General features: G+C 70.3%; 21 protein-coding genes and 1 pseudogene (1 of these 22 only partly in view). 14 read left to right on the top strand and 8 right to left on the bottom strand.

The window, feature by feature from the left end:
• Positions 1–178: 178 nt before the first annotated feature.
• The gene (locus tag GNT64_RS16650; protein WP_156680530.1) at positions 179–2,071 is read right to left on the bottom strand and encodes a ribonucleoside-diphosphate reductase subunit alpha; all 1,893 of its coding nucleotides are present in this window, start codon (positions 2,069–2,071) and stop codon (positions 179–181) included.
• A 295-nt stretch (positions 2,072–2,366) separates the two neighbouring features.
• Positions 2,367–2,825, bottom strand: coding sequence for a DUF3429 family protein (locus GNT64_RS16645; protein WP_156680529.1), 459 nt, complete (start codon positions 2,823–2,825; stop codon positions 2,367–2,369).
• 113 nt (positions 2,826–2,938) lie between these two features.
• Here GNT64_RS16645 and GNT64_RS16640 point away from each other — a divergent pair, with 113 nt between their 5' ends.
• Together GNT64_RS16640 and GNT64_RS16635 are read left to right on the top strand one after the other, a co-directional pair.
• On the top strand, positions 2,939–4,456 hold the full coding sequence (locus GNT64_RS16640; protein WP_156681712.1) for a fumarate hydratase: 1,518 nt from the start codon (positions 2,939–2,941) through the stop codon (positions 4,454–4,456).
• Between the two features lie 154 nt (positions 4,457–4,610).
• Positions 4,611–5,792: an MBL fold metallo-hydrolase gene (locus GNT64_RS16635; RefSeq protein ID WP_156680528.1), complete on the top strand. Its 1,182-nt coding sequence runs from the start codon at positions 4,611–4,613 to the stop codon at positions 5,790–5,792.
• A gap of 44 nt (positions 5,793–5,836) precedes the next feature.
• Here GNT64_RS16635 and GNT64_RS16630 read toward each other — a convergent pair whose 3' ends face one another.
• Positions 5,837–6,010: a hypothetical protein gene (locus GNT64_RS16630; protein ID WP_156680527.1), complete on the bottom strand. Its 174-nt coding sequence runs from the start codon at positions 6,008–6,010 to the stop codon at positions 5,837–5,839.
• 81 nt (positions 6,011–6,091) lie between these two features.
• On the opposite strand from GNT64_RS16630, the gene GNT64_RS16625 reads away from it, so the two are divergent.
• From GNT64_RS16625 to dnaE, 8 genes are all read left to right on the top strand, one after another.
• Entirely contained in the window at positions 6,092–8,788 is a 2,697-nt protein-coding gene (locus GNT64_RS16625; RefSeq protein WP_156680526.1) for a bifunctional [glutamine synthetase] adenylyltransferase/[glutamine synthetase]-adenylyl-L-tyrosine phosphorylase, read from the top strand.
• Between the two features lie 11 nt (positions 8,789–8,799).
• A complete protein-coding gene (locus tag GNT64_RS16620) occupies positions 8,800–9,288 on the top strand; it encodes a peroxiredoxin (RefSeq protein ID WP_156681711.1) in 489 nt (162 codons plus the stop codon).
• A complete protein-coding gene (locus GNT64_RS16615) occupies positions 9,278–10,123 on the top strand; it encodes a ferritin-like domain-containing protein (protein ID WP_156680525.1) in 846 nt (281 codons plus the stop codon). The genes GNT64_RS16620 and GNT64_RS16615 overlap by 11 nt, the downstream gene beginning before the upstream one ends.
• 91 nt (positions 10,124–10,214) lie before the next feature.
• Positions 10,215–11,000 carry a M23 family metallopeptidase gene (locus GNT64_RS16610; protein WP_156680524.1) on the top strand — a complete coding sequence of 262 codons (786 nt, stop codon included), beginning with the start codon at positions 10,215–10,217 and terminating at the stop codon, positions 10,998–11,000.
• Between the two features lie 74 nt (positions 11,001–11,074).
• The gene (gene erpA / locus GNT64_RS16605) at positions 11,075–11,407 is read left to right on the top strand and encodes an iron-sulfur cluster insertion protein ErpA (RefSeq protein WP_156680523.1); all 333 of its coding nucleotides are present in this window, start codon (positions 11,075–11,077) and stop codon (positions 11,405–11,407) included.
• Positions 11,408–11,469: 62 nt separating this feature from the next.
• A complete protein-coding gene (xth, locus tag GNT64_RS16600) occupies positions 11,470–12,240 on the top strand; it encodes an exodeoxyribonuclease III (protein ID WP_156680522.1) in 771 nt (256 codons plus the stop codon).
• Between the two features lie 13 nt (positions 12,241–12,253).
• Complete coding sequence (locus GNT64_RS16595) at positions 12,254–12,616, top strand: energy transducer TonB (RefSeq protein WP_197277047.1); 363 nt, start codon at positions 12,254–12,256, stop codon at positions 12,614–12,616.
• A gap of 42 nt (positions 12,617–12,658) precedes the next feature.
• Positions 12,659–16,165 carry a DNA polymerase III subunit alpha gene (gene dnaE / locus GNT64_RS16590; RefSeq protein ID WP_156680520.1) on the top strand — a complete coding sequence of 1,169 codons (3,507 nt, stop codon included), beginning with the start codon at positions 12,659–12,661 and terminating at the stop codon, positions 16,163–16,165.
• Between the two features lie 302 nt (positions 16,166–16,467).
• On the opposite strand, the gene GNT64_RS16585 is transcribed toward dnaE, so the two are convergent.
• The gene (locus GNT64_RS16585; RefSeq protein WP_156680519.1) at positions 16,468–17,538 is read right to left on the bottom strand and encodes a PA0069 family radical SAM protein; all 1,071 of its coding nucleotides are present in this window, start codon (positions 17,536–17,538) and stop codon (positions 16,468–16,470) included.
• A 384-nt stretch (positions 17,539–17,922) separates the two neighbouring features.
• A pseudogene (locus GNT64_RS21620) lies at positions 17,923–18,166 on the bottom strand (PA0069 family radical SAM protein); the annotation flags it as partial.
• Between the two features lie 109 nt (positions 18,167–18,275).
• Between GNT64_RS21620 and GNT64_RS16575 the strand changes: the two are divergent.
• Positions 18,276–18,896 carry a retropepsin-like aspartic protease family protein gene (locus tag GNT64_RS16575; protein WP_156680517.1) on the top strand — a complete coding sequence of 207 codons (621 nt, stop codon included), beginning with the start codon at positions 18,276–18,278 and terminating at the stop codon, positions 18,894–18,896.
• 74 nt (positions 18,897–18,970) lie between these two features.
• On the opposite strand, the gene moaB is transcribed toward GNT64_RS16575, so the two are convergent.
• From moaB to GNT64_RS16560, 3 genes are all read right to left on the bottom strand, one after another.
• Entirely contained in the window at positions 18,971–19,498 is a 528-nt protein-coding gene (moaB, locus tag GNT64_RS16570) for a molybdenum cofactor biosynthesis protein B (protein WP_156680516.1), read from the bottom strand.
• An 82-nt stretch (positions 19,499–19,580) separates the two neighbouring features.
• Positions 19,581–21,320, bottom strand: coding sequence for a lytic transglycosylase domain-containing protein (locus tag GNT64_RS16565; RefSeq protein WP_156680515.1), 1,740 nt, complete (start codon positions 21,318–21,320; stop codon positions 19,581–19,583).
• Positions 21,317–22,018 carry a uracil-DNA glycosylase family protein gene (locus tag GNT64_RS16560; RefSeq protein ID WP_231639058.1) on the bottom strand — a complete coding sequence of 234 codons (702 nt, stop codon included), beginning with the start codon at positions 22,016–22,018 and terminating at the stop codon, positions 21,317–21,319. The genes GNT64_RS16565 and GNT64_RS16560 overlap by 4 nt, the downstream gene beginning before the upstream one ends.
• A gap of 140 nt (positions 22,019–22,158) precedes the next feature.
• Here GNT64_RS16560 and GNT64_RS16555 point away from each other — a divergent pair, with 140 nt between their 5' ends.
• From GNT64_RS16555 to GNT64_RS16545, 3 genes are all read left to right on the top strand, one after another.
• Entirely contained in the window at positions 22,159–23,811 is a 1,653-nt protein-coding gene (locus GNT64_RS16555) for an electron transfer flavoprotein-ubiquinone oxidoreductase (RefSeq protein WP_156680514.1), read from the top strand.
• Positions 23,812–23,916: 105 nt separating this feature from the next.
• On the top strand, positions 23,917–25,575 hold the full coding sequence (locus tag GNT64_RS16550; RefSeq protein WP_156680513.1) for a tetratricopeptide repeat protein: 1,659 nt from the start codon (positions 23,917–23,919) through the stop codon (positions 25,573–25,575).
• Positions 25,575–25,944 carry the beginning of a 4-(cytidine 5'-diphospho)-2-C-methyl-D-erythritol kinase gene (locus tag GNT64_RS16545; RefSeq protein ID WP_156680512.1) on the top strand. Its footprint extends 488 nt past the window's final position, so only the first 370 of its 858 coding nucleotides appear in the window; its start codon is at positions 25,575–25,577; its stop codon lies off the right edge, out of view. The genes GNT64_RS16550 and GNT64_RS16545 overlap by 1 nt, the downstream gene beginning before the upstream one ends.

Below are 25,944 nucleotides of genomic sequence, written 5' to 3'. Positions count from 1 at the left end.
TCGCGTGGCGATCCTGCGTCGCCGGCCGCGATTGTCGCGCCGGGCGGGGCCGAACGCAACCTCGCCATCCCGTCATCCTGAATCCAGTTCCGGATGACGGCTCATACGTTCGGGCGGGGTGACAGCCCAGCAGGCTGCCGGCTTGGGAGAGTGCTGAGCGTGCCGCTTGCCCGTTGGGCTACTGGCAGGCGAGGCACTCGTCATAGTCGGTCGCCTCCACCTCGATGCGGCGCAGGTCGGGGGTGTTGTCCGCTTCTACGCCGCCGGCGAAACCGGCGCGCTGGATCGACTTGGAGCGCAGATAGTAGAGCGACTTGATCCCCAGCTCCCACGCGCGGAAGTGGAGCATCAGCAGATCCCACTTCTCCACGTCCGCCGGGATGAACAGGTTCAGCGACTGCGCCTGATCGATATAGGGCGTGCGGTCAGCGGCCAGCTCGATCAGCCAGCGCTGGTCGATCTCGAAGCTGGTCTTGTACGTGTCCTTCTCGTCCTGCGACAGGAAATCGAGGTGCTGGACGGAGCCGCCCTGTTCCAGGATCGAGTTCCACACCCCATCCGAGTTCTTGGACTTCGTGGCGAGCAGCTTTTCCAGATACGGATTGCGGATCGAGAAGCTGCCCGACAGCGTCTTGTGGGTGTAGATGTTGGCGGGGATCGGCTCGATACAGGCGGAGGTGCCGCCGCAGATGATGCTGATCGAGGCGGTGGGCGCGATCGCCATCTTGCAGCTGAACCGCTCCATCACGCCCTGATCGGCGGCATCGGGGCAGGCGCCGCGCTCGTGCGCCAGCATCATCGACGCCTCGTTCGCCTGGGCCGAGATGTGACGGAAGATGCGCAGGTTCCACGATTTGGCCATCGCGCCCTCGAACGGGATGTTGCGCGCCTGCAGGAAGCTGTGAAAGCCCATAACGCCGAGGCCGACTGACCGCTCGCGGCCGGCGCTGTACTTGGCGCGCTCCATGCCGGGCTCGGCCCGGTCGATATAGTCCTGCAGCACGTTGTCGAGGAAGCGCATCACATCCTCGATGAAGCGCTTGTCGCCGTGCCACTCGTCCCACGTTTCCAGGTTCAGCGAGGAGAGGCAGCAGACGGCGGTGCGATCCCGCCCGTGCTGATCCCTGCCGGTGGGCAAGGTGATCTCGGAGCAGAGATTGGAGGTGGAGACCTTCAGCCCAACGTCGCGCTGGAAGCGGGGCATGGCGCGGTTCACCGTATCGGCGAACACGATATAGGGCTCGCCGGTGGCGAGGCGCGTCTCGACGAGCTTCTGGAACAGCGAGCGGGCGTCCACCGTGTTGCGCGGGCTGCCGTCCTTCGGGCTGAGCAGCTGCCACTCGCCGCCGGCGCGCACGCATTCCATGAAGGCGTCGGTCAGCAGCACGCCGTGGTGCAGGTTCAGCGCCTTGCGGTTGAAGTCGCCGCTGGGCTTGCGGATCTCGAGAAACTCCTCGATCTCCGGGTGTGACACGTCGAGATAGCAGGCGGCCGAGCCGCGCCGCAGCGAGCCCTGGCTGATGGCGAGGGTGAGGCTGTCCATCACGCGGACGAACGGGATGATGCCGCTGGTCTTGCCGTTGAGGCCGACCGGCTCGCCGATGCCGCGCACGGCGCCCCAGTAGGTGCCGATGCCGCCGCCGCGCGAGGCGAGCCACACATTCTCGTTCCAGGTATCGACGATGCCTTCCAGGCTGTCGGGCACGGAATTGAGATAGCAGCTGATCGGCAGGCCGCGCCCGGTGCCGCCGTTCGACAGCACGGGGGTGGACGGCATGAACCAGAGGCGGGAGATGTAATCGTACAGCCGCTGGGCATGGGCCGCATCGTCGGCATAGGCGGAGGCGACGCGGACGAACAGATCCTGGTAGCTCTCGCCGGGCAGCAGATAGCGGTCCTTCAGCGTCTCCTTCCCGAAATCGGTGAGGAGCGCGTCGCGGCCGTGATCGACCTCGACCGGGTAGGGCTGTGGCCGCGCGCCCTGGGCGTGCCGCCCGGTCGCGGTATCGGTGGGGGAGTCGAGAGTTGTCGCCACGTCGCTGCCCGCTTCCCTGTCGCCGGAGAAATCCATGAAGCCCTCGTTCCTGCTCTGTTCGACTCGGGCGATGGCCCCAGCCTAGCACCAGGAGCGGCCGATCGGGAACGCACGCCGCCGCCTCAACAGGTCGACCGACGCCGCCAAACCCATATGGGATCGGCAGGTGCAAACTCAATCTTGTGCCGGCCGCCCCGCGCCGACACCACCGTTAGTGCCTCAACCGGATTCATGTCGTCTAGAGGTATATTTCACCTGCTCCGACGAATCGCCTGTTGCGCGCGGCGGAAAACGCAGTTCCGCGCGTGGTCATTCCTGCACGGGGCCACCGTCAGAGCGTCAGCGCGCGCAGCAGCAGCCCGGTGAGGCCGAGGATCGCCACCGCCATCTGCGGCGGGCGCAGGCGGGCAAAGTGGGCCGGCACCTCACCGCGTTTCGCCGCCCGGGGATCGAGGATCGCGACGCTGCCATAACCGATCAGCAGCGCGCAGAAGCCGGCGAGCCACGGCAGCGCCACGCCGGCGAGGCCCAGCACGAACAGCCACATCATCGTGGCGAGTTGCAGCGGGCGCGGCCCATCCGCCATGCCGAAGCTGAGGCCGCGACGCACGCCGGCGATGAAGATCAGCAGCACGCCCGCCCACAGCTGGCCAATGCCGACGAAGAAGGCGCCCCACCACCCGCCCGTGCTCCACGCCAGCACCGCCAGCACCGGCAGCACCAGCATCGGGCCGAAGCCCAGGACGATGCTCGATTCCGGGATGGCGCGGGAGGAGGATCGGTCTGTCATGCGGCGGACAACCGGCGAGCGCGGCCGCGGTTGCGCGCCCCGTTGGAAAGCGCCCCGCATCGGCGTAAGGCGCGAAGGCACAGGCGGATGGGCGAAGGGCTCGGTACATGGCGATGACGGTGATCAGGGAAGCGGATCTTATCGAGAGCGTCGCCGATGCGCTCCAATATATCAGCTATTATCATCCGATGGACTATATCCGCGCGCTGGGCGACGCCTATGAGGCGGAGCAGGGCCCGGCCGCCAAGGACGCCATCGCCCAGATCCTGACGAACAGCCGCATGTGCGCGGAGGGCCATCGGCCGATCTGCCAGGATACGGGCATCGTCACCGTCTTCGTCAAATGGGGCCAGCAGTGCGTGCTGGACAGCGACCTCTCGCTGCAGGAGGTGATCGACGAGGGGGTGCGCCGCGCCTATCTGCATCCCGAGAACCGCCTGCGCGCCTCCATCCTGCGCGATCCCGCCTTCGCCCGCGTGAACACCAAGGACAATACGCCCTCCGTGCTGAACGTGGAGATGGTGCCCGGCCACCATGTCGACGTGCAGGTGGCGGCCAAGGGCGGCGGCAGCGAGAACAAGAGCAAGTTCAAGATGCTGAACCCCAGCGACAGCATCGTCGACTGGGTGCTGGAGATGGTGCCGCAGATGGGCGCCGGCTGGTGCCCGCCCGGCATGCTGGGCATCGGCATCGGCGGCACGGCGGAAAAGGCGATGAGCCTGGCCAAGGAATCGCTGATGGGCGACATCGACATGGCCCAGCTGAAGCGGCGCGGCGCGCAGACGAAGATCGAGGAGCTGCGCATCGAGATCTTCGACAAGGTCAATGCGCTGGGCATCGGCGCGCAGGGGCTGGGCGGGCTCGCCACGATCCTGGACGTGAAGATCCTCGACTGGCCGACGCACGCCGCATCGAAGCCCGTCGCGATGATCCCCAACTGCGCGGCCACCCGCCACTCCCATTTCCACCTGGACGGATCGGGGCCGGCCTATCTGCCGGTGCCGGACCTGAACGACTGGCCGAAGGTGGAATGGACGCCATCGAAGGAGTCGATCCGCGTCGATCTGGACACGCTGACGCCGGAGGTGGTGGCGACGTGGAAGCCCGGCGACCGGCTGCTGCTGAACGGGCGGATGCTCACCGGCCGCGACGCCGCGCACAAGCGCATCCAGGACATGCTCGCGAAGGGCGAGCCGCTGCCGGTCGAGTTCGCGGGCCGAGTGATCTACTATGTCGGCCCGGTCGATCCGATCCGCGACGAGGTGGTCGGCCCGGCGGGCCCGACGACCGCGACGCGGATGGACAAGTTCACCGGGATGATGCTCGACCAGGGCCTGCTGGCGATGGTCGGCAAGGCGGAGCGCGGCCCGGCCGCGATCGCCGCGATCAAGGAGGCCAAGTCGGCCTATCTGATGGCGGTGGGCGGGGCCGCCTATCTGGTGGCGCGGGCGATCAAGGAAGCGAAGGTCGTCGGCTTCGCCGATCTCGGCATGGAGGCGATCTACGAGTTCACCGTGCAGGACATGCCGGTGACGGTGGCGGTGGATGCGACGGGCGAGAGCGTGCACCACACGGCGCCGCTGGTATGGCGCGAGAAGATCGCGCGCGAGCGGCTGCTGGAGAAAGCCTGATCCCTGCCCGAAGGGGGAGGAGGCGCGATGCTGGACGCACGTTGCTGGAGTGGCGCAACGCCGCTCTCCCCCTCCACGATCCTGCGGACGGCCCCCCTCCCCGTACCGGGGGGGATTGCGGGTGCGTCTGTGATCGCGCCGCGTTGATGCCCGCGTGAAACCCGCTCTCCGTCGCCTTGGCGCGATCCTCTACTGGCTGCTGATCGGCGTGCTGCTGGTGCCGGTGGTGGCGCCCCCGTTCCTCGACCGCATCTATTATCGCGGGCCGGTGTCCGACCATTTCGACGGCACCCGCTTCTTCAACCCGGACGGCGAGGCGGGGTGGAACGGCGGCGGCTTGCCCATAGGGCGGATGCTGCGCTTCATGACCGGCGCGGGGCGCACGCCGTGGCCAGCGAGCGTGGCGGTGCGGCAGATGAAGCCGGAGCAATTTGCAGATGACCTGCCTCCAGGATGGGTCTGCCTGCCCCCTCCCGTTTATACCGCTTTGTCACCCCTACAATTGAAAGACCTGACGCTCCGCGTGACGTGGATCGGCCATGCTACGACGCTCGTACAAAGCGGCGACTTTAGCATCCTGACGGACCCGGTCTGGTCCGATCGCACCGGGCCGTTCGGGCGCGGGCCAAAGCGCGTGCGTGCGCCCGGAATTCGATTGGACGACCTGCCCAAGATCGATCTCGTTCTCATCAGCCACAATCATTACGACCATCTAGACCTGCCGACGCTTCGCCGGCTGTGGCTACGGGATCGACCGCTGATCGTAACCAGCCTCGGCAATGACGCCATCCTGCGCGAGGCGGGTATCTCGTCCGTGGCGCGCGATTGGGGTCAGCGTGTGCGCGTCAGCCACCGCGTGAACTATTGCGGTGGTTTCGCCAACATGCCGATCGACGTCATCGTCCTGCCCGTCCACCATTGGGGATCGCGCTGGTTCGCCGATCGCAACCGGGCGCTCTGGTCCGGCTTTCGCGTCGGCCTGCCCGGCGGGGACATCGTGTTCGCCGGCGATACCGGCTTCGGCGACGGCAGGTGGATCGACCGGATGGCGGCGGGCGGGCCGATCCGCCTCGCGATCCTGCCGATCGGCGCCTACAAGCCGGCCGAGCTGATGCGGCGCAACCATATCGGGCCGGCAGAAGCGGTGGAGGTGTTCCGGCGGCTGAGGGCGCGGAACGCGCTGGCGATCCACTGGGGCACCTTCCAGCTGGCCGACGAGGGCTTGAACGAAGCGCCGCTACTGCTGGCGGACACGTTGCGCCGGCGGAGTATCCCGGCCGGCCGGTTCCGCGCACTCGAGCCGGGCGTCGCCTGGGACGTGCCACCGTTGCCTTGAGTGCGGATTATGGCGGAGTGGAAACGGCGCGGAACCCGCGCCGCTCAATCGAGCTTGTCGAGCAGGTCCGCCAGATCGCGCGGCATGTCCGACACGCGGGGCAGGTAGGCGCTGCGCAAGGCATTGCCGACGCCCTGATGATCGGGCGGCGCCAGCACGGGCCGGGCCGTAATCGCCGGAGACCCGTCGCGGGGTAGAGAGGGGGCCTGCCACTGCATGGGGGTCCGAACGCCCGAGACGTGGCTTGGTTGCCCTTCCTCCGTTTTCGTTGCCGGCTTGTGTCGTCCGGTAGCGTCTCTATGGCGGCGACGATGGACGCCCGCCTTACCATGGCCGCCGCGATCGATCGCGCGAGAGCGCACGCGCCGTTCCTGCGGCGCGCGATGGAGCAGCGGCCGGACATCCTGGACCGGATCGCGGCGGGCGATCTGGCCGGCGCGCTGGCCGAAGGGCGCGAGGCGGACGCGCCCGTCGCGCGGGCGCTGCGGCGGGAGCGGCAGGCGCTGGCGCTGACGGTCGCGCTGGGCGACCTGGCCGGGCTGATGCCGTTCGAGGCGGTGGTGGCCGCCCTCTCCGACTTCGCCGACCGCGCGCTCGATCTGGCGATCCGCACCGCCATCGCCGAGCGGGCGCCGGATGCGGAGCCACGCGGTTTCGCCGCGCTGGCGCTGGGTAAGCATGGCAGCCGCGAGCTGAACTACTCCTCCGATATCGATCCGATCCTGATCTTCGATCCGGACACGCTGCCGCGCCGCGCGCGCGAGGAGCCGGTGGAGGCGGCGGTGCGCATCGCCCGGCGGGTGGTGGAACTGCTGCAGAGCCGCGACGGCGACGGCTACGTGCTGCGCGTCGACCTGCGGCTGCGGCCCTCGCCGGAAGCGACGCCGCTGGCGCTGCCGTTCGACGCGGCGGTGGCCTATTATGAATCCTCGGCGCTGCCGTGGGAGCGGGCGGCGTTCATCCGCGCGCGGGCGGCGGCCGGCGACGTGGCGCTGGGCCGGCGGTTCCTGGATGCGGTGCGGCCGTTCGTGTGGCGGCGGGCGCTCGATTTCGGCGCGGTGCGGGAGGTGCGGGCGATCTCCCGCCGGATTCGCGACCATCATGCGCAGGTGCAGCGGCTCGGCCCCGGATACGACCTGAAGAAGGGTCGCGGCGGCATCCGCGAGGTGGAGTTCTTCGCCCAGATCCACCAGCTGATCCACGGCGGGCGCGAACCGGCGCTGCGCGCGCCCGCCACCCTGGACGCGCTGGCGGCGCTGGCGGCGGCGGGGCGCGTGCCGGCGGAGGAAGCGGCGGCGCTGGGCGATGCCTACCAGCTCTATCGCACGATCGAGCACCGGCTGCAGATGGTGGAGGACCAGCAGACCCACAGCCTGCCGCGCGATCCGGCGGCGCTGGACAATGTCGCGGCGCTGCACGGGCTGGCGGACGGTGCGGCGCTGATCGCGCTGCTGCGGCCGCATGTGGAGCGGATCGGCGGCATCTACGATGCGCTAGACGCCGACCAGCCGGGCGGCCTCTCGCACGATCCCGACCTGCTGGAGCAGGCGCTGGCGGCGGCCGGCTTCGCCGATGCGGGCGCGGCGCGGGCGCGGATCGAGGGATGGCGCGCGGGCCGGATGCGGGCGCTGCGCACGCCGGCGGCGATGGAGGCGCTGGAGGCGGTGCTGCCGCGTTTGATGGCGGCGTTGGGCACGGCGCCCGACCCCAACGGCGCGCTGAACCGCTTCGACGACATCGTCGCGCGGCTGCCGAGCGCGATCAACCTGTTCCGCCTGCTGGAGGCGCGGCCCGCGCTGGCGCGCACGGTGGGCGACGTGCTGGTCCACGCGCCGGCGCTGGCCGAGGCGCTGGCGCGGCAACCGGCGCTGCTGGACGGGCTGATCGACGCCACCGCCTTCGATCCGCCGGAGCCGGTGCCGGCGCTGACGGCGGCCTTTGCCGCCGGCGAGGCGGGCGACGACTATCAGGCGCTGCTCGATCGCATCCGCCAGCATGTCGGCGAGCGGCGCTTCGCCCTGGGCGTGCAGCTGATCGAGCGGGCGAGCGACCCGCTGGCGGTGGCCGAGGGCTATGCGCGGGTGGCGGAGGCCGCGCTGGGTGCGCTCGGCGCCGCGACCGTCGCCGAGTTCGAGACGGCGCACGGCCGCGTGCCGGGGGCCGAGCTGGTGGTGCTGGCGCTCGGCCGGCTGGGCGGCGGCGCCCTGACCCACGCGTCCGACCTGGATCTCGTCTACCTGTTCACCGGCGACCACCGCGCGGAATCGGACGGTCGCCGGCCGCTGGGCGCCACCCAATATTTCAACCGCCTGGGCCAGCGGCTGACGGGCGCGCTGAGCGTGGCGACCGCATCCGGCCCGCTCTACGAGGTGGATACGCGGCTGCGCCCGTCCGGCGGGCAGGGGCTGCTGGCGGTATCGACCGAGAGCTTCGCGCGCTACCAAGCGGAGAGCGCCTGGACGTGGGAGCATATGGCGCTGACGCGGGCGCGGCCGGTGTTCGGATCGGCGGCGGCGCGGGCCGAGGTGGCGGCGATCGTGGCGGACACGCTGCGCGGGCCGCGCGACCCGGCCGTGCTGCGCGCCGATGCGGTGAAGATGCGCGGCGAGATGGCGCGGCACAAGCCGGCGGCCGGGCCGTTCGACGTGAAGCTCGTGGAAGGCGGGCTGGTGGACTGCGAGTTCGCCGCGCACGTGCTGCAGCTCTCGACCGGCACCGGGCTGGACCCGCATCTGCCGCGCGCACTGGCGGCGCTGGCGGATGCCGGGCTGGCGGCGGCGGCGCTGCCCGGCGCCTATGCGCTGCTGGTGCGGATGCTGGTGACGCTGCGGCTGGTGGCGCCCGGATCCGCAGAGCCGCCGGCGGTGGCGCGGCCGCTGGTCGCGCGGGCCTGCGGTGCAGCGGATTGGGACGCGCTGCGTTCGTACTACGAGGCGGCGCGCGCCGTCGTCTCGGCCGAGTGGGCACGGGTGGCGGCCGGTGAGGAACTGCGATGACGGAGGACGGGATGCTGAACGAAGGTGATCTGGCGCCGGACGTGACCCTGGAGACGCCCGATGGCGGCCGCCTGCCGCTTTCGGCCATGCGCGGCGGCACGCTGGTGCTGTTCTTCTACCCGAAGGACGACACGTCCGGCTGCACCGCCGAGGCGCTCGACTTTTCCAGCCTGAAGGCGGCGTTCGAGATGGAGGGCGCGCACATACTGGGCGTCTCCAAGGGCACGTCGAAGGGCAAGAGCAAGTTCATCGACAAGCACGGCCTGAAGGTGGCGCTGGCGACCGACAGCGACGACAGCGTGTGCGAGGCGTTCGGCACCTGGACCGAGAAGAGCATGTACGGCCGCAAATATATGGGCATCGACCGATCGACCTTCCTGATCGACGGCGAGGGCCGCATCGCGCGGGCGTGGCGCAAGGTTAAGGTGCCGGGCCACGCCGAGGAGGTGCTGGCGGCGGCGCGCGCGCTGAAGGGATCGCAGGAGCCGCATGCCGGCTGAGCCGGCCCCGGGCAGGAGCGTGGCGGCGGCGGCGCGCGGCGTGCTGCTCGCCGCCGATCCGCTCGCCAAGGTGAAGGCGGCGCGGGCAGCGGCGCGGGAGTGGCGGGCGGGCCGGATCGCCTGGGCGTTCGACGTGGAGATGCCGATCACGCCGGCGCGGGGCGCACGGCCGCCGCTGCTGCCGCCGGCGCGCATGCCCAAGCGCGGCCGGGCGGGCAGCCCGCGCACGCGCATCGCCATGCTGCACGCGGTGGCGCACATCGAATATGTCGCGATCGACCTCGCCTTCGATCTGGTCGGGCGGTTCGGCGATCGCTTTCCCCGCGCCTTCACGACCGAGTGGCTGCGCGTGGGCGCCGAGGAGGCGATGCACTTCGCGCTGATCGCCCGCCGGCTGCACGCGCTGGGCGCGGCCTATGGCGACCTGCCGGCGCATGACGGGCTGTGGGAGGCGGCGGCGGCCACCGCGGGCGATGCGCAGGCGCGGCTGGCGATCGTGCCGATGGTGCTGGAGGCGCGCGGGCTGGATGTGACGCCGGCGATGATCGCCCGCTTCGAGGCGGCGGGCGACAGCCGATCCGGCCGCATCCTGCGACGGATATTGGCGGACGAGATCGGCCATGTGGCGTGCGGGGTACGCTGGTTCGACTCGATTTGTGCGGTGCAGCGCGAGGAGCCCGCGGCGACGTGGCGGCGCCTCGTCGCACAGGGCTTTCGCGGCGCGGTTAAGCCGCCGTTCAACGACTCAGCGCGCGAGACAGCCGGTCTAACCCGGGATTTCTACTTTGGGGTTGCTGAGACGAACATCGTTAAGCACCAAGAGCCCGCGTCGTAGCGGGAGAGGCAAGTCTCGCAGTCGGCCGAATAATCATGGCCTTAGCCGGATCCGGCGATGGGCCGAACCGACCCGGTCGCTGGGGGACTTGATGACGTTGGCTATCAACAGGATAAAGTCGGCGGTGGCGGAAAGGTTCCGCCGGATCGGCACGCCGGCACTGATCGCCATGCTGCTGGGCGCCGTTCCCTTCGCCGCGATGAGCGACCCTGCCGAGGCGCGCGGCCGCCGGGTGCACGCCACGGCGAAGTCCGCCGCCAAGCCGATGCTGGCCGAGGGCGGCCCGTACGAGCCGCTCTCCGCGACGCCGGTGAACGATGCCGATCCGCAGTTCCGCTCGCTGTTCCTCTCCTGGAAGAAGCAGGACAATTTCCAGCCGGGCATGATCCAGCAGGGCACCATCTCCGTACCGTCGGCCAAGCCGATCCGCACGAGCGTGGCTTTCACCAGCGGCTTCGGCGTCCGTTCCGATCCGTTCCGCGGCGGCGCGGCGATGCACGCCGGCATCGATCTGGCCGGGCCGCAGGGCACGCCGATCTACGCCACGGCCGACGGCGTGGTAGCGCGCGGCGAGTGGGCCAACGGCTACGGCAACCTCGTCGAGATCGATCACGGCCGCGGTATCGCGACGCGCTACGGCCACCTCTCCCGGATCATCGCCCATGCGGGCGATCGGGTGAAGCGCGGCGACCTGATCGCGCTGATGGGCTCGACCGGGCGATCGACCGGCAGCCACCTCCACTATGAAGTGCGGCTGGACGGGCATGCGGTGAACCCGGTGCCGTTCCTCCAGTCGGCCGACTATCTCGTGGCGATGCAGAACCGCACCGGCCCGCGCGTGAGCGCGCCGCTGGCGCTGGGCGGCCCGGAGAGCTGAACCCGGCGGAAGCGGCAGGCCGGGCGGGTGCCGCCGCCATTGTCGGCGGACGCCTGAGCGCCTATCTTCACGCAATGTCCGAGCACCCGATCGATCTGACCCCATCCGCCGCCCGGCGCGTCGCCGCGATCGCGGCGAAGCAGGGCAAGCCGGCGATCCTGCGGCTGGCGGTGGACGGCGGCGGCTGCGCCGGCTTCCAGTACCGCTTCGGCCTGGCCGACACGGTGGAGGGCGACGATGCCGTGGCGGTGCGCGACGGCGTGACCCTGGTGGTCGATCCGATGAGCCTCGATCTGGTGCAGGGCGCGGCGGTGGACTTCGTCGAATCGCTAGGCGGCGCGGCCTTCCGCGTGACGAACCCCAATGCGGCGTCCGGCTGCGGCTGCGGATCCAGCTTCTCGATCTGACGGAGCGCGGTCGCTCCCCCGCCGGGATGACGCGGCGGCCGGCAGCCGCTAACGTCGGCGCCATGAAGATCGCCACCTATAATGTGAACGGCATCCGCAGCCGCCTGCCTCGCCTGATCGAGTGGCTGGAGGAAGCGAAGCCGGACGTCGCCTGCCTGCAGGAGCTGAAATGCGCCGACGAGATCTTTCCGGAGGCGGAAATACGCGACGCCGGCTACGGCGCGGTGTGGCACGGCCAGAAGGGGTTCAACGGCGTCGCCATCCTGGCCAAGGGGTGCGATCCGGAGGAGACCGGGCGCGGCCTGCCGGGTGATCCCGAGGATGCCCACAGCCGCTATATCGAGGCGGTGGTCGGCGGCGTGACCGTGGGATCGATCTACCTGCCCAACGGCAATCCCCAGCCGGGGCCGAAGTTCGACTACAAGCTCGCCTGGATGGAGCGGCTGCGCTGCCACGCCGAGGGCCTGTTCGCCGGAGAGCGGCCAGTGGTGCTGGCCGGCGACTATAACGTGATCCCGCAGGACGAGGACACCTTCTCCGTCCGCGCGATGGCCGGCGACGCGCTGACCCAGCCGGAGAGCCGCGCCGCCTTCCGCGCGCTGCTGGCGCAGGGCTGGACGGACGCGATCCGCGCGCGCCACCCGAGCGGCCGCCTCTACACCTTCTGGGACTATCAGGCCGGCGCCTGGGCGCGCGACGCCGGCTTCCGCATCGACCATCTGCTGCTGAGCCCGGCGGCGGCGGACCGGCTGGCGGACGCCGGCGTCGACAAGGCGATCCGCGGCCGCGAGAAGGCCAGCGACCATGTGCCGACCTGGGTGGTGCTGCGGTAGGGGGGAGGGATCGATGCGCTGGATCAGGTCGGTGGGTGGCGTGCTGCTGCTGATGATCGCTTCCCCGGCGCTGGCGCAGCTCGTGTCCGTGCAGCTCGATTATCCGCCTGCCGAGCTGAAGGCCGGGATCGAGGGCGTGGTCGGCTTCGAGGTCAAGGTCGCCAAGAGCGGCAAGGTCGTCGGGTGCAGGATCACCGAGACGAGCGGCAACGTCAACCTGGATCGTCAGACCTGCGTTCAACTGACCAGGACGGGGCAGTTCAAGCCTGCGGTCGACGCGGCGGGAAATCCGGTGCAATCGACTTATGCGCGCAAGCTGCGCTGGATCATCCCGCGCCCGGCTCCGGACGTCGCGGCCGTAGCGGCGCCGCGGTAGCGGACGCTTCCCCTCCGCCCGATCCCGCCCCATAATCACCACATGCCTTACGCCCCGTTCGTTCCCCTGCGCATCTTCTCCGCCTATACGATGCTGGAGGGTGCGATCGATCCCAAGGCGATCGCCAAGCAGGCGCGGGCGCTCGCCTTTCCGGCGGCGGCGATCACCGATCGCAACGGGCTCTACGGCGCGATGGCCTTCTCCGATGCGGCCAGGAAGGATGGCGTGCAGCCGATCGTCGGCACGATGCTCGCCATCGCCCGGCCGCAGCGCGAGGGCGGCGACCGTGATGCGAAGGCGCTGACGCTCGACTGGCTGGCGCTCTATGCGCAGGATGCGACCGGCTACGACAATCTGTGCGCGCTGGTCTCGGCGGCGCATCTCGACCGGCCGGTCCACGAGGAGGCGCATGTGCCGCTCGCCGCGCTGGAGGGGCGGACGGACGGGCTGATCGCGCTGACCGCCGGCGGCGAGGGCGCGGTGACGCGGCTGCTGGCCGAGGAGCAGCACGATGCCGCCCGCGCCTATCTCGACCGGCTGGAGGGGCTGTTCCCCGGCCGTCTCTACGTCGAGCTGGCGCGGCGCGGCATGGAGGCGGAGGAGCGGGCGGAGGCGGCGCTGATCGACCTGGCCTATGCGCGCGACCTGCCGCTGGTGGCGACCAACCCGGCCTGCTTCGCCGAGCCTGACTTCCACGCCGCGCACGACGTGATGCTGTGCATCGCCAGCTCCTCCTACCTGGAGACCGAGGGGCGCACCTGCTCCTCGCCCGAGGCGTGGCTGAAGCCGGCCGAGACGATGGCCGCCCTGTTCGAGGACGTGCCGGAGGCGATCGCGAACACGCTGGTGGTGGCGCAGCGCTGCGCCTTCGCGGCGCCCAGCCGCAAGCCGATCCTGCCGAGCCTCGCCGGCGATCGCGACGCCGAGGCGGACCTGCTGCGGCGGGACGCGCGTGCCGGGCTGGAGGCGCGGCTGGCGACGATCGGCGCGGCGGTGGACCGCGCCGCCTATTTCGCGCGGCTTGAGTTCGAGATCGACGTGATCGTCGGCATGGGCTTTCCCGGCTACTTCCTGATCGTCGCCGACTTCATCAAATGGGCCAAGGACCACGATATTCCGGTGGGGCCGGGCCGCGGCTCCGGCGCGGGCTCGGTCGTCGCCTGGGCGCTGACCATTACCGACCTCGACCCGCTGAAGCTGGGACTGCTGTTCGAGCGGTTCCTGAACCCGGAGCGGGTATCGATGCCCGACTTCGACATCGACTTCTGCGAAACCCGGCGCGGCGAGGTGATCCGCTACGTGCAGGAGAAATATGGCCGCGACCAGGTGGCGCAGATCATCACCTTCGGCCGGCTGAAGGCGCGCGCGGTGCTGAAGGACACGGGCCGGGTGCTGCAGATGAGCTACGGGCAGGTCGATCGCCTGGCCAAGCTGGTGCCCAACCACCCGACCGACCCGTGGACCCTGAAGCGCGCGATCGACGGCGTGGCCGAGCTGCACACCGAATATAAGAATGATCGGCAGGTGACGCGCCTGCTGGATCTGGCGATGAAGCTGGAAGGGCTGCCGCGCCACTCCTCCACCCACGCGGCCGGCGTGGTGATCGGCGACCGGCGGCTGGACAAGTTGGTGCCGCTGTACCGCGATCCGCGATCGGACATGCCGGTGACGCAGTTCGACATGAAATATGTCGAGGGCGCCGGACTGGTGAAGTTCGACTTCCTGGGCCTGAAGACGCTCTCCGTGCTGCAGAAGGCGGTGCAGATGCTGGCGCGGCGCGGCGTGGCGGTGGCGCTGGACCGGCTGGAGTGGGACGATCCGGCCGTCTACGAACTGCTCCAGAGCGGCAACACGGTGGGTGTGTTCCAGCTGGAATCGGAGGGGATGCGGCGCACCCTGGCGGCGGTGAAGCCGACCTGCTTCGAGGACATCATCGCCCTCGTCTCGCTCTACCGGCCGGGGCCGATGGACAATATCCCGATGTTCGGCCGACGCAAGAACGGGCAGGAGGAGATCGCCTACCCGCACGCGCTGCTGGAGCCGATCCTGAAGGAGACCTACGGGATCTTCGTCTATCAGGAGCAGGTGATGCAGGCGGCGCAGGTGCTGGCCGGCTACACGCTGGGCGGCGCGGACCTGCTGCGCCGCGCGATGGGCAAGAAGATCAAGGCGGAGATGGACGCGCAGCGCCAGATCTTCGTCGAGGGCTGCCAGAGCGCGAACGGCATCGCGCCGGGCAAGGCGAACGAGCTGTTCGACCTGATCGACAAGTTCGCCGGCTACGGCTTCAACAAGAGCCACGCCGCCGCCTACGCGCTGGTCGCCTATCACACCGCGTGGATGAAGGCGCACCACAAGGCCGAGTTCTTCGCCGCATCGATGTGCTACGACATGGCGCTGACCGACAAGCTGGCCATCTGGGTGGACGACATGCGCCGCGCCGAGGTGACGGTGCTGCCCCCGTGCATCAATGCGAGCGAGGCGGAGTTCGCGGTGCAGGACGGCGCGGTGCGCTTCGCCCTGGGCGCGCTGAAGGGCGTGGGCGAGAAGGCGATGGAGCAGCTGGTGGAGGAGCGGCGGGCGAAGGGGCCGTTCGCCGATCTGGACGACTTCGCCGGCCGGGTCGATCCGCGGCTGCTGAACCGGCGCCAGCTGGAGGCGCTGGCGGGCGCGGGCGCGTTCGACGCGATCAGCGCCGAGCGGGCGGCGGTGCTGGCCGGGGCCGAGACGATCCTCTCCGAAGCGGCGCGGGTGACGGGCGATCGCGAGCGCGGCCAGGGCGGCCTGTTCGGCGGCGATGCCGGTGCCGACGCGCATGTACGCCTGCCGGCGGTGCAGCACTGGACGATCGCCGAGCGGATGGCGGCGGAGAAGGAGGCGTTCGGCTTCTACTTCTCCGCCCATCCCACCGATCGCTACGCGCATCTGGCGGCGAGCCACGGCGCGCTCACCTTCGGCGCGATCTGCGCGCTGCCGATGCCCGCGCCCGAGCCGCGCGGCGAGTGGAGCGCGAGCGGGCGCCCCGCCTCCCCCACGGCGACGATGGCGGTGCTGGTGGAGGAGGCGCGCTGGCGGGCATCGGCCAAGGGCCGGCGCTATCTGATGGCGACGTTGAGCGACGCCTCCGGCCAGTTCGTCGCGACGTGCTTCGACGAGGATGTCTCGGCCGACCTGGAGGTGGCCGCCAAGCTCGGTGGCTGCGCCCTGCTGTCGGTGGAGCTCGACCGGCGCGACGGCGACGAGACCCCGCGCGTCACGGTTCGGCGGGTGCAGCCGTTCGAGGGCCTAGCGAGCAACGCCCGCCTGCGGCTGGACATCGAGACGCGCGATCCGGCGGCGGTGGAGCGGATCGCCGCGATCGTGGGCGAGGCGCGCGGCGGGCGCGGCGAGATGCGGCTGAAGGCGCTGCTGCCGGATGGCGGCGAGGCGACGGTGCTGCTGGGTCGCGACTTTCTGCTGGACGCGGAACTGGCGGCGCGGATCGAGCGGGTGCCCGGCGTGATGGCGCGGCTGGCCACGGTGAAGGCGAAGCTGGAACTGGTGGCCTGAGGCGCGCCCGACCGCCTGCTGTGGCGGGGTAAGGGGAAGGCGCGGCCGGTGTCTGCCGGGATGTGCCGAGTCGTTCTGGTCTGATCGGCGGCCTCGATGCGAACTGGCTGCACGGGATGCACCCCTTGTGTCGAGCGCAGTCGAGACACGCCTTGCGCTGCCGTGTGAGAGCGAGGGTTCCCGGCTACGCTTCGCTCGCTCCGCGCCCCTCGACTTCGCTCGGGGAAAGGGAGGGGCTCGGGGGAAGGAGGGGGCTTGGGGAAAGGGAGGGGGCTTGGGGAAGGGAGGGTATGTCTGCGGGGTCAGAGCAGGCGCAGCTGGCCGTGCTTCTCGGGCGGGCGGAACAGATCGGTGCGCAGCATGATGCCGGCGCCGGCCAGCCCCGCCTTGCGGCGCGCGATCGTGAAGCGCGTGCGCAGCAGGTCCGCCCATGGCCCCTGCCCCTTCATGCGGGTGTGGAAATCCGGATCATTGTCGCGGCCGCCGCGCAGGGACTGGATGATGCCCATCACCTTGGCCGCGCGATCGGGGTGGTGCGCCTCCAGCCACGCGCGGAACAGCGGCGCCACCTCGTGCGGCAGGCGGACGGGGAGGAAGAAGGCGCCGATCGCGCCAGCTTCGGCCGCGGCGGCGAGGATGTCCTCCATCTCATGATCGTTGATCGCCGGGATGACGGGGGCGAGCGACACGAAGGTGGGCACGCCGGCATCGCTGAGCCGGCGGATCGCGGCGAGGCGGCGGCGCGGGTGCGGCGCGCGCGGCTCCAGCGTGCGGGCGGTGCCCGGATCGAGCGAGGTGACGGACAGGACGACGGCAGCGAGGCCGCTACGCCCCATGTCGCCGAGCAGATCCACGTCGCGCGCGACGCGATCGGACTTGGTGGTGATCGTCAGCGGGTGGCGCGATTCCGCCAGCACCTCGATCACGGCGCGGGTGATGCGCCACTCGCCTTCGATCGGCTGATAGGGATCGGTGTTGGTGCCGAGGGCGATCCGCTCCACCCGGTAGGAGGGCGTGGCGAGCTCGGCGCGCAGCAGGGCGGCGGCATCGGGCTTGGCGAACAGCCGGGATTCGAAGTCGAGGCCGGGCGAGAGATCGTGGAAGGCGTGGGTCGGCCGGGCGAAGCAGTAGATGCAGCCATGCTCGCAGCCTGCAAACGGGTTTATCGAACGATCGAATCCGATGTCAGGTGACTGATTATAAGTGATAATTTTCCGGGGCGTGATAATTCCGACCGTAGTGCGAGGCTTCGGCTGTAGCCCATCTACGCATTGCTGCTGATCGAGCCAGTCACCATCAGCTTCTCGCTCGGGCAGGTTGAATCGTCTGCTCGTTGCGTTTGCAGTTGCGCCTCTGCCAGCGATCTTGGACATGGCGTGGACCAGAACATAAAAGGAACCAACTCGCAATGGAGCGAAATTGCCGTTCTGCAGCTATCGCCCCACTTGCGGACATTCCCCAGATTGTGCAGCCTAACGCTCTGGAAGGGAGCGCAGGGAGTGACAACGGACACACGCAACTCCATCCAACTGTGGGTCGGTGGACTTACGTTCTTCGGACTGCTCTGGGCGGCTCTCCACTTCGATGTCTTCGGAGGCATCCCCACTGCATGGGACCGGTGGCTCTGGCCCTTGCTGGGCGTCGTAGGTGCCATCAATCTGGTTCAGTTCGTATGGGGCTTGTGGATGCGTCAACGGCTCAACTCCGACACTACTGACCGGCGCTAACGTCCGCTTCTCACTCAAGTTAGACATTGCACAACCGTTGCGGGGCTGCTCGCAGCCGCGATACGGGTTGATCGAGCGATCGAAACCGATGTCGGGCGACTGGTTGCGGGTGATGATCGTGCGCGGCTGCTCGATGGTGACGGTGGTGCGCAGGCGCGGCGCCGCTCCATCGATGGCGTCGCGCTCGTCCTGCCAGTCGCCATCCTCCTCGCGCGGGCAGGTTGAAGCGGCGGCTGGCGCCGTTCTGCGTCGCACCTCTGCCATGAGTCGCCATGGAGCGAACATAACAGGAACATGACTGCTGTCCAACGCCATTGGATCGGCCGGCCGGCATCCATACATGGGGTTGTGCCGAGAAGGCGCTTCCTTGCGATCAGCGGATCATGTTCGACAGCATCCTGAAACTCTGGGCGGAGGCTCCGCTCGCCATCCTCATTCCGGCCGGGCTCATCGTCCTGCTGGTGCTGCGCCGCCTGCCGATCGTCGGGCCGGTGGTGAACCTGGCCGTGTGGCTGGCGATCGGCGCGGGCCTCTACTTCGCGCTCGACCAGCGGGCGCGGCTGGACCCGTATCTCGGATCGATCGCCGGCCTGTTCGACAAGCAGGAGGTGGTGGGCAGGGAACTGCGCATCCGCATGGCGCCAGACGGGCATTTCTGGGCGAACGTGCGCTTCGGCGGCATCGAGCGGCGGATGCTGGTGGACAGCGGCGCGACCTTCACCGCGATCTCGTCCGCCACGGCGGGCGAGGCGGGGCTGGCCGTGCGGCAGGAGCCGTTCCCGCTGCTGATCCGCACCGCCAACGGCACGATCGCGGCGCAATCCTCCGAGATCGGCGAGATGCGGCTGGGCAACATCGTGGCGCGCGACCTGGCGGTGGTCGTCTCCCCCGCGTTCGGCGAGACGAACGTGATCGGCATGAACTTCCTCTCGCGCCTGCAATCGTGGCGGGTGGAGGGGCGGACGCTGGTGCTGGTGCCGCATCATCCGCAAGGGGCGGGGTGATCAGTGAGAGGTGAGGCGGGGCTGCTGTTGCGAGCGAGCATGTTGGGAACCGCAGTCGGCGCCGATCCGAGGTATCACCGCTCCATCAGCCGGGGCATGAGTTCGACGAAGTTGCAGGGGCGGTGGCGGCTGTCGAGCTGGCTGGCGAGGATGCCGTCCCACGCGTCCTTCACCGCGCCGGTGGAGCCGGGGAGGGCGAAGATGTAGGTGCCGCGCGCCACGCCGGCGGTGGCGCGGGACTGGACGGTGGAGGTGCCGATCGTCTGGTAGCTGAGCCAGCGGAACAGCTCGCCGAAGCCGGGTATCTCCTTGTCCCACACGGCCGCGAGCGCCTCTGGCGTGACGTCCCGTCCGGTGACGCCGGTGCCGCCGGTGGTGATGACGCAGTCGACCGCCGGGTCGTCGATCCAGGCACGGAGGCGGGCGACGATCAGCGCGACGTCGTCACGCACGATCGCGCGATCGGCGAGGATGTGGCCGGCGGCTTCGAGGCGGGCGACGAGGGTGTCGCCGGAGCGGTCGTCGGCCGGGCCGCGCGTGTCGGACACGGTGAGCGCGGCGATGCGGACGGGGAGGAACATGCGGGATTTGTCTAGCGGCATGAGGACGGGATAGCCGGATCGGCCGTCATCCTGAACCGGATTCGGGTAAGATGCGCCACGCCGCCGCTGTCGCGGCGTAGCGTCAGTCCGCCGCGGCGACGCCGCCGATGCTGTCCAAGCGGACGGCGGTGCGGCCGGGCAGGCCCGGAAATTTGGGCCACATGCCCTGGGCGATGGCGCGCAGGCTCTCCGACTTCACGCCGGCCTGGCGCTGGTACATCCAGTAATTGCGCAGCACGACGGCGACGTAGCCGCGCGTTTCGGCGAAGGGGATGGATTCGATGAACAGCAGCGGATCGCCGCCGTCGCGGCGCCGGTCGTTCCACTTCATCACCGATCCGGGGCCGGCATTGTAGGCGGCGATCACCTTGGGCAGCAGGCCGCCGGTGCCGCCGCCGTCGCGCAGCTCCTCCAGATAGGCCTGGCCATATTCGATGTTCGTCTGCGGATCGTTGAGGTTGCTGCCGAAGCTGGAGCCGCGATGGCGATCGATCAGCTGGGCGGTGCCGGGCAGCAGCTGTAGCAGGCCGCGCGCGCCGGCCGGGCTCACCGCATCGGCGCGGAACTGCGATTCCTGGAGGGCGTGGGCGAAGACGAGCGACCTGTCGACGCGCCAGCCGCTACGCGGGCTCCACGCCGGCGCCGGATAGCGCGCGCCGGCCGACATGCTGGCGCCGGCCGGGCCGTTCTGGGCGAGCCAGATCTGCGCCGAGGGCAGGTTCAGGCGGGCGGCGAGGTGGAGCAGGGCCTCGTGATCGCGGGCGTCGCCGATCCGCGCCTGGTGGCGCAGGGCGGTATCGGCCAGCGAATATTCGCCGATCTCGGTGAGGGCGGCGGCGACGCGGATGTTGCGCCGCTGCGAGAGGACGGACCAGTCCGCCGCGACGAACTGCGGGCCGTCGAGCCGCGCCGGCAGCGCCTGGCCGAGCGCACCGCCCGCCAGCAGGCCGTAGAAGGTCTCGGGCAGGCGGCTGGCGGTGCGCAGGCGCGCCTGCACCTTTTCCGGATGGCCGGCGGCCAGATCGGCGCGGGCGGCCCAGAACAGGCCGGCGGCCGTCATCTCCGTATCGCGAGCGCGGGCGGCGACGTTGGCGAAGGCGGCGCCGGCGGCGTCATAATCCTTCTGGCGCCAGGCGGCGAGGCCGGCGACCCAATCCGCCTGCACCGCCCACTCGCCCAGCCCCACGCGGGCGCGATCGGCCAGGCGGCGGGCGGAGACATCGTCGCCGGTGAGGAAGTAGGACCAGGCGATGCGCTGCTGCCACTCCGTCTGCGCCTCGGCGCAGAGTTGCGGCTCGGCGGCGATCAGCAGCCCCTCCGCGTCGCTCGGCCGGTCGTCCTTGATGAGCGGGATCACCTGCGCGCCGAGCGCCATGGCGGCGGCATCGCTGCGGATCGAGCGGGCGGACTGGCGGCGGGGCGCCGCGCTCATCCGCTTGAGCGCGTTCTCGGCCGGCAGGTCCGGCAGCGTCTCGACCCCGCGCTTGCGAGCGAGGCCGGCGAGCTGGGCGGCCTGCGGCAGATCCGGCGCCTGGCCGAGCAGGGCGACGAGCGGATCCGCCTCCACCCGCGGCGAGCCCTTGGCGAGGAACAGCTCGGCGCGGGCAAACGGGGTGAGGAGACCGTCCGGCAGGGCATCGAGGCGGGCGGCGGCGGCGCTCCAGTCACCGGAGCGGATGGCGGCGAACACCGCGCGATAATCGTCGCGCGCCTTGGCATCGAGCAAGGCGGGGACGGCCGACGCGAGGGGTGCGGGCGTCGCCGCGAGCGCGGGCAGGGCGGTGCCGAGCAGCAGCGTGGCCGTCAACAGGATGCGAATCATCCGAATTCCCCCAGCAACAGGCGCAGATCCGCCCAGGCCCCAGCCTTCTGCGCCGGTTGTTCGAGCAGACGGCAGGGATGGAAGGTCGCGATCGCGGGGACCGTGCCCCCGTCATGGTTAATCTTGTGTATACGCCCGCGCGCCGCGAGCATCGAGGTGCCGAGCAGCGCGCGCGTCGCCCCATCCCCGCAGAGCAGCAGCGCGCGCGGGGCGGCAAGGGCGACGTGGCGGGCGGCGAGGCGGATGGCGGGCGCCGCGTCGACCCGGTCCAGCTGGCCGCCGGCCGGACGCGCCGGCAGGATCGTGGCGAGGTAGACGGAGGCGCGATCGCGCCCGATGGCGCCGAGCATGCGATCGAGCAGGCGACCGGCCGGCCCGGCGAGCAGGCGGCCTTCGAGCGCGTCGTCACCGTCCGGCATGTCGAGCAGCAGCATCAGGCCCGCGGCGGGATCGCCTTCCGGCATCAGCCGCTCCTCGCCGGCGCCCGCGACCGGCAGGGCGGCGAGAGCGAGGCGCAGGGCGGCGAGATCGGCGGGCAGGCTATCCGCCGGCTCCGCAGGCGAAACCATCGGTGGCGGTGGCGCGGCGGCGCGGGCGAGCCAGTTGCGCGGCGTGTCCGCCGCCACCATGTCGACACCGGCGAGGCGCCACCAGTCGAGCGCGCTGGTCGCCGCTTCGGCCGCGTCGCCCGCGTTCAAGATATTCCCCGGCCCCACTCAAATGGTTAGACTGCGATGTTGACGATCGGGTCAATCAACAGGCATCGGCGACGTGGCGGACCGTTGGCTGCGTGCGACGACCGGATGGCACGCTGCGGAATCGAAGGGAACCAAACGGCATGAGTACGCGCGAATCGATGGCATATGACGTCGTTATCGTCGGTGCCGGACCTGCGGGCCTCTCCGCGGCGATTCGGTTGAAGCAGCTGGCGGCGGAGACAGACACCGAGATTTCCGTCTGCGTGCTGGAGAAGGGATCGGAGGTGGGCGCTCACATCCTGTCCGGCGCGGTGATCGATCCCAAGGCGCTGGACGAGCTGATCCCGGACTGGCGCGAGCAGGACTGCCCGCTCACGGTGCCGGTGGTGGAGAACCACCACTGGATGCTGACCGATCGCAAGAAGATCGCGCTGCCGCACGCGGTGATGCCGCGCTTCATGAACAACAAGGGCACCTATACGGGCTCGCTAGGCAATCTCTGCCGCTGGCTGGGCGGGCAGGCCGAGGCTTTGGGCGTGGAGATCTTCCCCGGCTTCGCCGCCGCCGAGATCCTGTTCGACGACAAGGGCTTGGTGAAGGGCGTCGCCACCGGCGACATGGGCGTGGCGCGCGACGGCACCCACAAGCCGGACTACATGCCCGGCATGGAGTTGCACGCCAAATACACCTTCTTCGCCGAAGGCGTACGCGGCCATCTGACGAAGGAGCTGAAGCGCATCTTCGACCTGGAAGCGGAGTGCCAGCCGCAGGTGTACGGCCTGGGCATCAAGGAATTGTGGGACATCCCGGCCGACAAGCACGTGCCGGGCCGGGTGATCCACACCCAGGGCTGGCCGCTGGACAATGATACGGTGGGCGGCGGCTTCCTCTACCACCAGGCCAACAACCAGGTGGCGCTTGGCTTCGTCGTGGGCCTGGGCTACCGCAACCCGCATCTCTCGCCGTTCGAGGAGTTCCAGCGCTGGAAGCAGCATCCGGAGATCCGCGCGATCCTGGAGGGCGGCCGGCGCATCAGCTACGGCGCGCGGGCGATCAACGAGGGCGGCTGGCAGAGCGTGCCGAAGCTGACCTTCCCGGGCGGCGCGCTGATCGGCTGCTCGGCCGGCTTCGTCAACGTGCCGCGCATCAAGGGCACGCACACGGCGATGAAATCGGGCATGCTGGCGGCCGAGGCGGCTTATGCGGCGGTGACGGGCGGGCGCGAGGGCGACGAGCTGACGCGCTATTCCGAGACGCTGCACGACAGCTGGATCGCCACCGAGCTGAAGGTGGTGCGCAACGCCGAGCCGGCCGTCGCCAAGTTCGGCCAGACGGTGGGCACCGGCATCGCCTATGTCGACATGATGATGCGGACCTTCAAGATCGGCCTGCCGTTCACCTTCAAGCATCATCGCGACAGCGAGCAGCTGTACCGCAAGGACATGGTGAAGCCGATCCGCTATCCGAAGCCGGACGGCGTCATCAGCTTCGACCGGCTCTCCTCCGTGTTCCTCTCGAACACCAATCACGAGGAGGACCAGCCGATCCACCTGACCCTGAAGGACGCCTCGGTGCCGGTGGACGTGAACCTGGCGCTCTACGACAGCCCGGAGCAGCGCTACTGCCCGGCGGGCGTGTACGAGATCGTCGGGCAGGAGGCGGGCGATCCGCGGCTGCAGATCAACGCGCAGAACTGCGTCCACTGCAAGACGTGCGACATCAAGGATCCCACCCAGAACATCAATTGGGTGGTGCCCGAGGGCGGCGGCGGGCCGAACTATCCTAACATGTGATCGCCGCCGACGCGGGATCGAGTGGACATGCGAGCGCCCGAACATCGCGCTGGCGGGCAGGCGGGCGCCTCTCTATCCTGCCGCGCCGGGGCACGGAGTGTGACGATGCGGGCTTATGGTCTCGGGCTGATCGCCGTGGCGCTGATCGCGTCCGCCGGCGAGGCGGCGGTACGCGAGGAGGCGGGTTCGCCCTATGCGCGCTACATGCGGGCGCGGGCGGCGGACGCTGCCGGCCGTACCGAAGCGGCGGCGCGCGGCTATGCGGCGGTGCTGGCCGAATCTCCGGACGATACGGTGCTGGCGTTGCGCACCTTCCGCCAGGCGATCGCGGCCGGCGACAGGCCGCTCGCGGTCCGCACCGCGCGCATGCTCGACGCCAAGGGGCTGCTGCCGTCCGACGGGCGGCTGCTGCTGCTGAGCGAGGCGGTGCTGCTCTCCGACTGGAAAGGCGCGACGCAGGCTATCGACCGGATCGAGGCGGAGGGCGTCTACGGCTTCGCGGTGCCGGTGCTGCGCGCCTGGATCGCCCAGAGCAGCAAGAGCGGCGACCCGGTGGCGGCGCTGGATGCGGCGCAGCGCGGCGGCGCCATCGCCATCGCCTATGCGGCCGAGCATCGCGCGCTGATCGCGCTGGCCACGGGGCGGACGGCCGACGGCGTCGCGGCGATCCGCGCGCAGGCGGGCGGGCTCGGCGGGCGGGCGGTGCGGCTGCGGCTGGCGGCCGCGGCGATCCTGGCGAAGCGCGGCGACCGCGCGGGCGCGCAGGCGCTGCTCGCCGGCGACGATACCGCCCTCACCGCCGCGCGCCGGCTGCTGGCGGCGGGCCGGCCGCTGCCCGGCGCGATCACCGATGCGGCGGGCGGCATCGCCGAGCTGCTGGCACGCACCGCGATCGACATCAATCGCGAGCGGGTGACGCCGGTGTCGCTAACCCTGGCGCGGCTCTCCACCTTCCTCGCGCCCGAAAATGCCGAGACGTGGCTGGTGACGAGCGAGATACTGAGCGCGGCCGAGCAATATGATGCGGCGCTGGCCGCGGTGGCCGAGGTGAAGCCGACCGATCCCTTCGCCGAGGCGGCCCGCTTCGCCCGCGTGCAGCTGCTGGTGCGGCGCGGCGAGACCGACAAGGCGCTGGGCGAGGCACTCGTCGAGGCTAAGGCGCCGGACGCGACGGCCGAGGATTGGGTGCGCGTGGGCCAGCTGCAGAACGAGCTGGAGCATCATGCCGAGGCGGCCGATGCCTTTGGCCGCGCGCTGGCGCTGAACGACGCGGCCGGCAACAAGGATCGCTGGTCGCTGCTGCTGCAGCGCGGCGGCGCGCTGGACCGCGCCGGCGACTGGCCGCAGGCCAAGGCGCTGCTGGAGGAGGCCGTGCGGATCGCGCCGGACCAGGCATCCGCGCTCAACTACCTCGGCTACGCGCAGCTGGAGCGGCGGATCAACCTGCCGGCGGCCGAGCAGCTGATCGAGCGGGCGAGCCGGCTGCGGCCGGACGATGCGGCGATCACCGATTCGCTCGGCTGGACCTATTTCCTGCGCGGTGACGTGCCGAAGGCGATCGCGACCCTGGAGGCGGCGGTCGCCTCCGAACCCTCCGAGCCGACGATCAACGAGCATCTGGGCGACGCCTACTGGACGATCGGCCGCCGTTACGAGGCGCGCTACGCCTGGCGCGCGGCGCTGGTGTTCGCCGAGGAGAAGGATGCCGCGCGCATCCGCGCCAAGATCGATACCGGGTGGAGCCAGGCGGTGGCGGCGCCCTGATGGACGAACCGGGCACCGTCGAGGAGACGGCCTTCGCCAAGATCAATCTCGCTTTGCACGTCCGCCATCGCCGGCCGGACGGCTATCACGCGCTGGAGACGCTGTTCGCCTTCGCCGCCGACGGCGACCGGCTGACGGCGGCGCCCGCCGACGGGCTTGAGCTGACCGTGACCGGCCCGTTCGCGGCGGCGCTGGCCGGGGACGATCCGGCCGACAATCTCGTGCTGCGCGCGGCGGTGGCGCTGCGCGACGCGTTCGGCGTGACGGCGGGCGCGGCCCTGCGGCTGGACAAGCGGCTGCCGGTCGCATCCGGCATCGGCGGCGGATCGGCCGATGCGGCGGCGGCGCTGCGGGCGCTGGCGGCCCTGT

Origin of the sequence: Sphingomonas profundi (genome assembly GCF_009739515.1) — a bacterium.
Taxonomy (GTDB): Bacteria; Pseudomonadota; Alphaproteobacteria; order Sphingomonadales; family Sphingomonadaceae; genus Alterirhizorhabdus; species Alterirhizorhabdus profundi.
Note: the sequence above shows the minus strand (reverse complement) of the source record. Positions and strands in the feature narration are given on the sequence as shown.

What these genes read in the sequence shown, in the direction of transcription:
- GNT64_RS16565 (WP_156680515.1), bottom strand. Translation starts at nt 21,320, where the DNA reads ATGATTCGCATCCTGTTGACGGCCACGCTGCTGCTCGGCACCGCCCTG.
- GNT64_RS16575 (WP_156680517.1), top strand. Translation starts at nt 18,276, where the DNA reads ATGTTCGACAGCATCCTGAAACTCTGGGCGGAGGCTCCGCTCGCCATC.
- GNT64_RS16650 (WP_156680530.1), bottom strand. Translation starts at nt 2,071, where the DNA reads ATGGATTTCTCCGGCGACAGGGAAGCGGGCAGCGACGTGGCGACAACT.
- GNT64_RS16640 (WP_156681712.1), top strand. Translation starts at nt 2,939, where the DNA reads ATGACGGTGATCAGGGAAGCGGATCTTATCGAGAGCGTCGCCGATGCG.
- GNT64_RS16550 (WP_156680513.1), top strand. Translation starts at nt 23,917, where the DNA reads ATGCGGGCTTATGGTCTCGGGCTGATCGCCGTGGCGCTGATCGCGTCC.
- GNT64_RS16630 (WP_156680527.1), bottom strand. Translation starts at nt 6,010, where the DNA reads ATGCAGTGGCAGGCCCCCTCTCTACCCCGCGACGGGTCTCCGGCGATT.
- dnaE (WP_156680520.1), top strand. Translation starts at nt 12,659, where the DNA reads ATGCCTTACGCCCCGTTCGTTCCCCTGCGCATCTTCTCCGCCTATACG.
- GNT64_RS16585 (WP_156680519.1), bottom strand. Translation starts at nt 17,538, where the DNA reads ATGTCCAAGATCGCTGGCAGAGGCGCAACTGCAAACGCAACGAGCAGA.
- GNT64_RS16595 (WP_197277047.1), top strand. Translation starts at nt 12,254, where the DNA reads ATGCGCTGGATCAGGTCGGTGGGTGGCGTGCTGCTGCTGATGATCGCT.
- GNT64_RS16625 (WP_156680526.1), top strand. Translation starts at nt 6,092, where the DNA reads ATGGCGGCGACGATGGACGCCCGCCTTACCATGGCCGCCGCGATCGAT.
- GNT64_RS16620 (WP_156681711.1), top strand. Translation starts at nt 8,800, where the DNA reads ATGCTGAACGAAGGTGATCTGGCGCCGGACGTGACCCTGGAGACGCCC.
- xth (WP_156680522.1), top strand. Translation starts at nt 11,470, where the DNA reads ATGAAGATCGCCACCTATAATGTGAACGGCATCCGCAGCCGCCTGCCT.
- GNT64_RS16645 (WP_156680529.1), bottom strand. Translation starts at nt 2,825, where the DNA reads ATGACAGACCGATCCTCCTCCCGCGCCATCCCGGAATCGAGCATCGTC.
- GNT64_RS16615 (WP_156680525.1), top strand. Translation starts at nt 9,278, where the DNA reads ATGCCGGCTGAGCCGGCCCCGGGCAGGAGCGTGGCGGCGGCGGCGCGC.
- GNT64_RS16610 (WP_156680524.1), top strand. Translation starts at nt 10,215, where the DNA reads ATGACGTTGGCTATCAACAGGATAAAGTCGGCGGTGGCGGAAAGGTTC.
- erpA (WP_156680523.1), top strand. Translation starts at nt 11,075, where the DNA reads ATGTCCGAGCACCCGATCGATCTGACCCCATCCGCCGCCCGGCGCGTC.
- GNT64_RS16555 (WP_156680514.1), top strand. Translation starts at nt 22,159, where the DNA reads ATGAGTACGCGCGAATCGATGGCATATGACGTCGTTATCGTCGGTGCC.
- moaB (WP_156680516.1), bottom strand. Translation starts at nt 19,498, where the DNA reads ATGCCGCTAGACAAATCCCGCATGTTCCTCCCCGTCCGCATCGCCGCG.